Source organism: Xenorhabdus sp. PR6a, assembly GCF_028599065.1.
In the GTDB taxonomy this organism is placed as follows: Bacteria; Pseudomonadota; Gammaproteobacteria; order Enterobacterales; family Enterobacteriaceae; genus Xenorhabdus; species Xenorhabdus doucetiae.
In genome coordinates this window covers 49,240-56,212 of record NZ_JAQRFJ010000019.1, presented here as the reverse complement: position 1 = coordinate 56,212, position 6,973 = coordinate 49,240, and the positions used below count along the sequence as shown (strand labels likewise).

General features: G+C 43.9%; 7 protein-coding genes, 2 tRNA genes and 1 rRNA gene. 8 read left to right on the top strand and 2 right to left on the bottom strand.

Going from position 1 to position 6,973, the window contains the following annotated elements; all coding sequences use genetic code 11:
* Positions 1-42 precede the first annotated feature (42 nt).
* The 3 genes from rrf (at position 43) to PSI15_RS07590 (ending at position 375) form a co-directional block, all read left to right on the top strand.
* Positions 43-158: ribosomal RNA gene (gene rrf / locus PSI15_RS07600) — 5S ribosomal RNA — on the top strand.
* A 56-nt stretch (positions 159-214) separates the two neighbouring features.
* Positions 215-291, top strand: a tRNA-Asp gene (locus PSI15_RS07595).
* A gap of 8 nt (positions 292-299) precedes the next feature.
* A tRNA-Trp gene (locus PSI15_RS07590) sits at positions 300-375 on the top strand.
* A 169-nt stretch (positions 376-544) separates the two neighbouring features.
* Here PSI15_RS07590 and hdfR read toward each other — a convergent pair.
* Positions 545-1,396, bottom strand: a complete 852-nt coding sequence (gene hdfR / locus PSI15_RS07585) for an HTH-type transcriptional regulator HdfR (RefSeq protein ID WP_273582994.1) — start codon at positions 1,394-1,396, stop codon at positions 545-547.
* 116 nt (positions 1,397-1,512) lie between these two features.
* Here hdfR and PSI15_RS07580 point away from each other — a divergent pair, with 116 nt between their 5' ends.
* Positions 1,513-1,851: a DUF413 domain-containing protein gene (locus tag PSI15_RS07580; protein ID WP_273582993.1), complete on the top strand. Its 339-nt coding sequence runs from the start codon at positions 1,513-1,515 to the stop codon at positions 1,849-1,851.
* Between the two features lie 63 nt (positions 1,852-1,914).
* Here PSI15_RS07580 and PSI15_RS07575 read toward each other — a convergent pair whose 3' ends face one another.
* Positions 1,915-3,459 carry a YifB family Mg chelatase-like AAA ATPase gene (locus PSI15_RS07575; RefSeq protein WP_273582992.1) on the bottom strand — a complete coding sequence of 515 codons (1,545 nt, stop codon included), beginning with the start codon at positions 3,457-3,459 and terminating at the stop codon, positions 1,915-1,917.
* A 392-nt stretch (positions 3,460-3,851) separates the two neighbouring features.
* Between PSI15_RS07575 and PSI15_RS07570 the strand changes: the two genes are divergently transcribed.
* The 4 genes from PSI15_RS07570 (at position 3,852) to PSI15_RS07555 (ending at position 6,941) form a co-directional block, all read left to right on the top strand.
* The gene (locus PSI15_RS07570) at positions 3,852-3,947 is read left to right on the top strand and encodes an IlvGEDA operon leader peptide (protein WP_273551121.1); all 96 of its coding nucleotides are present in this window, start codon (positions 3,852-3,854) and stop codon (positions 3,945-3,947) included.
* A gap of 142 nt (positions 3,948-4,089) precedes the next feature.
* Positions 4,090-5,736 (top strand): acetolactate synthase 2 catalytic subunit, encoded by a 1,647-nt coding sequence (ilvG, locus tag PSI15_RS07565; protein ID WP_273582991.1) that lies wholly within the window; start codon positions 4,090-4,092, stop codon positions 5,734-5,736.
* Complete coding sequence (ilvM, locus tag PSI15_RS07560; protein WP_273582990.1) at positions 5,733-5,990, top strand: acetolactate synthase 2 small subunit; 258 nt, start codon at positions 5,733-5,735, stop codon at positions 5,988-5,990. Before ilvG ends, ilvM begins: the two co-directional genes overlap by 4 nt.
* Before the next feature lie 24 nt (positions 5,991-6,014).
* Entirely contained in the window at positions 6,015-6,941 is a 927-nt protein-coding gene (locus PSI15_RS07555) for a branched-chain amino acid transaminase (protein ID WP_273582989.1), read from the top strand.
* Positions 6,942-6,973: the final 32 nt, after the last annotated feature.

The following is a 6,973-nucleotide window of genomic DNA, read 5'->3' as shown; positions in this document are numbered from 1 at the left end:
ATAAAAATTTAACAGCTTGTTCGGGATTGAAAACAGGATTTGTCTGGCGGCAATAGCGCGGTGGTCCCACCTGACCCCATGCCGAACTCAGCAGTGAAACACCGTTGCGCCGATGGTAGTGTGGGGCCTCCCCATGCGAGAGTAGGGCACTGCCAGACATTCAATTAAATGCTTGTTGCCGGCACAAAAGGCAGCAAGGATAAAGAAATTCGGTGGTGCGGTAGTTCAGTTGGTTAGAATACCGGCCTGTCACGCCGGGGGTCGCGGGTTCGAGTCCCGTCCGCACCGCCACCGTATTTAGGGGCGTAGTTCAATTGGTAGAGCACCGGTCTCCAAAACCGGGTGTTGGGAGTTCGAGTCTCTCCGCCCCTGCCAGTTAACAACTAAGTAATAATTGATATAGCTTTCAGATTAATAGCCCAGCTAATTTTAGCTGGGTTTTTTCTTGCTTGTTATTTTCTTATGTAATTCTAATTTCTTTGTAGGCGCGGCTCCTTTGCGCACTATACCGTATATCAATCCTTATTTTTTGCTATCAAAGTTGCTATTGGGTAGTGACAGGAGTAGCCACAGGCGCTTTTTCGACAGGAATTTTTAATAAGTGTTGGATAAGGGCTTGTTGGTCACTGTTTTGCAGCCATACCGCATATAATGGGCGTTTTATTGACTCATTATTAGGTGAGGCAACGAGTTTTGGATACTCTTCTTGCCAATGTATCGGAAGGAAAGTGGCAGCATTAACACTATCCAATAATTCTCTGGCAATATGTGCTGATGTGGTTGTCATGATAGGTGGAAGATCGCTCTTTAAGATTTTTTGTTCTTGCTGATGAAAATCCGCTCCCCACTCTAATTTAATATAATTTTCTACTCCTCTATCAAGATTATGTCGGGTTGTTAATAAAACAAGCTGGATATTACCTATTAACTGACTTTGAAACTCATCCATTTTAGGTGGCTCAGTGGTAATCAAGAGATCCAATTCGCGAGAATGCAATTGCTTGACGAGTGACTGGCGTGTCGAAACCAGAGACTCAATTCTTGTTTCCCGATGGTGTTGATAAAATGTATTTAGCCAAGATGTTAGATAACTTTCCCATAGGGATGCGGTAGCGCCGATAGAAAGTTTAGTGTGCTGGGCGACATAATTGATTTCTTTCTTCGCCAATTGCCAGGTACTCATTAGGGATTCTGCATAGGGTACCAGGCGTTCTCCGGCGGCTGTTAGGCGAATATTATTGCGATGTCGTGTGAATAAATTGGCACCCAACTGATTTTCTAGTTGGCGGATCCGAAAACTAACAGCGGATTGTGTTAAATAAAGCGATTCAGCTGCCCGACCAAAGTGACGAGTCTTACTGACTTCCAAAAAGGTTTTCAGTAATTCAGTGTCCACATGCATCTCCAATAGTTTTTGTCGTTAAGATTTAAATATTTTGTTTTACAGAATGTCAAGCCTCCCTAATACTCCGCGCCATAATTAGTATGACATTGGAGTTAGGAGTGTGTCAGATGGCTGAAAGCTTCATCACGACTAATCGTTTTTTTGATAATAAACATTATCCACGTGGATTTTCCCGTCATGGTGATTTCACCATCAAAGAGGCTCAATTGCTAGAACGTTATGGTCATGCGTTCAATGAATTGGACCTTGGTAAACGCGAACCTCAAACAGAAGAAGAAAAACTGTTTGTTGCAGTTTGCCGTGGTGAACGTGCCCCGGCAACAACAGAGGAAAAGGTATGGACTAAGTATTTGGCTAAAATTAGCCGTCCAAAACGTTTTCACACTCTTTCCGGCGGAAAACCACAGGTTGATTCTTCAGAGGACTATACCGATACTGATGATTAATACCATCATTGATATTAATGATCTACGCAAGAGGGGCAATTTGCCCCTTTTCTAATTGATAGCTTATCTAGCCTGTTTTTGTAGTTGAATCAGTAACCTATCTATACTTCGGTAGCTCAATGCTTCCATAATCTCCGGTTTTTCTATCGTTTTTTGTTCTTTTAGGTCTGCAATTGTGCGGGAAACCCTGAGTATTCGGTGCCAGGCACGTATAGACAGCCCTAATTTCAATAAAGTATTTTCCAGAAAAACGGCATCTTCCATGCTAATTTTGCAAATATCTTCGGTTTGTTTGCTACTGAGATGAGCATTGATATGGCCACATCGCTCTATTTGTATTTTTCTTGCTATTGCTACGCGTTTTTTGACTTCCTGACTATTTTCGCCATATTTTGTTGATGATTGGCTTAAAATTCCTGGCGGAAGTAGCGGAACTTCAATGGAAAGATCAAAACGATCTAAAAAAGGGCCTGAAAGTTTGGAAAGGTAGCGCAATACTTGGTGTGGACTACTTCGGTTATGCATTCCCTGATGATAGCCGGTCGGACTAGGGTTCATGGCTGCAATCAGTTGAACTTGAGCAGGAAAACGGACTTTTGCTCTGGCGCGGGATATTACTATTTCGCCAGATTCCAACGGCTCACGCAGGGCGTCAAGGACACTACGATTAAATTCGGGTAATTCGTCTAAAAATAACACGCCATGATGGGCAAGAGAAATTTCTCCCGGTTTAGGTATTGAACCTCCTCCAACAAGAGCCGCCATTGAAGCACTATGATGCGGTGCCCTAAATGGGCGTATATGCCATTTTTGAGGATTAATTGAATGTCCGGATAAGCTATTGATTGCCGCGACGTCCAGAGCTTCCTGCTGCGTTAATGGGGGGAGCAAACTACATAACCGACTGGCAAGCATGGTTTTACCGGTGCCTGGGGGGCCGAGTAACAGGAGATTATGTCCACCAGCGGCGGTAATTTCCAGTGCTCGTTTGGCTTGCTCCTGACCAATAATATCTTGTATATCCAAAGCAAAGGATTCTGTTTGTAGTTCAACAGGAGGAGGGGAGGATAGAGTGACTTTTTCTCCTCGTTCTTCCTGTTCTCCCTGTAAAAAATGGCAAACTTGGAGCAAATGGTTTGCCATTAGTGTTTCGTTCTGAGACAAAATTGCCAGTTCAGCTTGATTTTCTGAGGAAAGGATAAGTTGCCTTTCTGCTCTTTTTGCGCTCAATGCCGCGGGAATTGCTCCCGTGACTCGCCGTATTTCGCCTGAGAGCGCTAATTCACCCAAAAACTCATAATTATGTAGCTTATCTGCTGAGATCTGCTCCGATGCGGCCAAAATTGCGATAGCGATGGGTAAATCATATCTTCCCCCTTCTTTGGGCAGATCCGCAGGCGCTAAATTAACGGTAATCCTTTTAGGAGGATAAGTAAAACCACTATTGATCAAAGCACTTCTGACCCGATCTCTGGCTTCCTTTACGGTAGTTTCAGGTAAACCGACAAGGGTAAGACCGGGTAAGCCATTACTGATATGTGCTTCTATCGTGACGATAGGGGAATCAATACCAATCGTTGCCCGTGTATGGATGACGGCAAGTGTCATGATGCTCTCCTTAGCAAGAAAGCTGTTATCATGAATCGATAAAAAATAATGAAAAGTCGCCTGTCGTTATTTTGTGAAAAGGTTCGTAAATATATTTGGGTTTGGATCGTCTTTTTGCCATGTTATAGATATTTAGAAGATTAACTTGTTTTTTATTACTTTATTTATCAATTATGTTATTAAACAAACAGTTGGTGATTTTTTCTGGGAGAAAAGTGAGTAAGTTCCAGTGAATTTATCTGCTTGTTTGTTTATCTAAATGAAAAATATAAATAAAATAATTTTGTTATGAAATTTGTTATGAAAAAATAAAAATAATTGTTGTCAATAATCATAGAAAGTGTTAACTCTTAAATATACGTCAAGCATATGAGTCAAAAACGAATAAAATGATGAACGCATTTGTCCTAGTGATTAGCCTAATTATTGTGAGCGTGGTGGTGATTATTCCACCGTGCGGGGCTGCACTTGGACGAAGAATGGTTTAGATAGCAAAATAACCAGATTCCGAAAAACCCCCGCACCGAAAGGCGCGGGGGTTTTTTTTAGGCTTAACACAGCACATAGCAACGAATAGAACAAAACATCACAACAGCCAACGACAAGGTAAACATAACAGCGGAGACAGCAATGAACGGGGCAAAATGGGTTGTAGAGGCATTACGAACGCGGGGAATTGAAAAAGTTTTTGGTTATCCAGGTGGTGCCATCATGCCAGTTTATGATGCGTTGTATGACGGGGGTGTTGAACACATCTTATGTCGTCATGAACAAGGCGCGGCGATGGCGGCAATTGGCTATGCGAGAGCCAGTGGTAAACCGGGCGTTTGCATCGCGACATCAGGGCCAGGCGCGACAAACTTAATCACGGGGTTGGCTGACGCATTAATGGATTCTGTTCCTGTTATCGCCATTACCGCCCAAGTGAGTTCTGCATTTATCGGGACGGATGCCTTTCAGGAAATCGATATACTGGGAATGTCTCTTTCTTGTACAAAACACAGCTTTCTTGTTGATTCACTGGAAAAATTACCTCAAGTCATGGCCGATGCCTTTACCATCGCTATGAGTGGTCGTCCCGGCCCTGTTCTGATTGATTTACCCAAGGATATTCAGTTGGCTCAAGGGGATTTTACTCCCTATTTGCTACCGACTCCCCCTCAATTTTCCTTCCCAAAACAAGAGATGGAGCTGGCCCGTCAATTGTTGGCTTCATCCCAGAAACCGATTTTGTACGTAGGAGGAGGGGTTGGCATGTCTGGCGCTGTTCCTGAATTGCGCCATTTTGTCGCTGAAACGGGCATTCCCGTTGTTTCTACATTGAAAGGTTTGGGCGCGGCAGATTTTGAACATGAATGCTATTTGGGAATGTTAGGAATGCATGGCACTAAAGCCGCTAATCTTGCCGTTCAGTCCTGTGATTTGTTAATTGCGGCGGGAGCGCGTTTTGATGACCGTGTTACCGGGAAGCTGAATACGTTTGCACCTCACGCCAACGTTATTCATTTGGATATTGATCCCGCTGAATTTAACAAATTACGTCAAGCTCATGTTTCATTATTAGGGGATGTAAAAGATCTGCTGCCTCATTTACAACAGCCTTTATCAATCCAAGACTGGCAGCAAGAAATCAAACAATTAAAAAACGAACATGCATGGCGTTATGACTATCAAGGCGAAAGTATTTATGCTCCTTTGTTGTTGAAGCAAGTTTCTGAACGAGCATCGCCCAGTACCGTTATTACCACTGATGTTGGGCAGCACCAGATGTGGGCTGCCCAACATATGACTTTCAGTCAACCAGAAAATTTCATCACATCAAGTGGATTAGGCACGATGGGATTTGGCATCCCGGCAGCGATTGGTGCTCAGATAGCGCGTCCGCAAGATAGGGTTATCTGCATATCGGGTGACGGCTCTTTCATGATGAACGTTCAGGAATTGGGCACCATTAAACGCAAGCAATTGCCGGTCAAACTGATCTTATTGGATAACCAAAGATTGGGCATGGTTCGTCAGTGGCAAGAGTTGTTTTTTGACAAACGTTATAGCGAAACAACCTTAACGGATAATCCTGATTTTCTTATGTTGGCGCAGGCCTTTGATATTCCAGGACAGCGAGTGACTGACAAAGCACAAGTGGATGAAGCATTAGATGTGTTGTTCAACAGTGAGGGCCCGTATCTATTACACGTGTCTATTGAGGAATTAGAGAATGTCTGGCCGTTGGTTCCACCAGGCGCAAGCAACGAAACCATGTTGGAGAAATCATTATGATACAGCATCAACTTGCTATTGAGGCGCGGTCTTGTCCTGAGATTTTGGAACGTATTCTGCGGGTGACCCGCCATCGCGGATTTCAGGTCTGTGCATTGAATATGGATCAGGCAACAGATAGTGATAATGTAAGTATTGAACTCACCGTCACTAGCCAGCGTCCTGTTAATTTACTTTTTTCTCAACTGATGAAATTGGTGGATGTTGCTGGTGTTGAGATCAAACATAAAGAATCACGATTAATAAGCGCATGATGCGCCATTGAAGGAAAACTGAGAATGACAAAGCAAGCTGATTATATTTGGTTCAATGGGGAAATGGTGCCTTGGGCAGATGCTAAAATTCACGTTATGTCCCATGCTTTACATTATGGGACCTCGGTATTTGAAGGGATTCGTTGTTATGACTCCCACAAAGGATCCGTTGTTTTTCGTCATCGTGAACATATGCAGCGCTTGCATGACTCAGCCAAGATTTACCGCTTTCCAGTAAGCCAACGTGTTGATGAATTGATGGCGGCTTGCCGTGAAACGCTCCGTAAAAATAAATTGGTCAGTGCTTACATTCGCCCATTGGTCTTTGTGGGTGATGTTGGAATGGGGGTAAACCCACCTGCTGGTTATAAAACAGACGTCATTATCGCTGCTTTTCCGTGGGGAGCTTATCTCGGTGAAGAAGCCTTGGATCAAGGCATTGATGCGATGGTTTCTTCATGGAATCGCGTGGCAGCAAATACTATCCCGACAGGCGCAAAAGCGGGAGGCAATTATCTCTCCTCTTTGCTGGTGGGAAGTGAAGCGCGACGTCATGGTTATCAGGAAGGTATTGCTCTGGATGTTCATGGTTATATTTCAGAAGGCGCGGGCGAAAACCTGTTTGAAGTGAAGGACGGTATTTTATTCACGCCTCCATTTACGTCATCTGCCCTGCCGGGGATCACCCGTGATGCCATCATCAAGTTGGCACAAGATCTTGGTCTGGACGTTCGTGAACAGGCACTTTCTCGTGAATCGCTTTATTTAGCGGATGAAGTGTTTATGACCGGAACGGCAGCGGAAATCACCCCCGTTCGTAGCGTAGATGGTATCCAGGTTGGTATTGGCAAATGTGGCCCAGTCACGAAAAAAATCCAAAGCGCGTTCTTTGGCTTATTTGATGGTACGACAGAAGATAAATGGGGCTGGTTGGATCCGGTTAACCCTTAATAAAAAAATAAAACCCAACAGGCGGTCGTTCC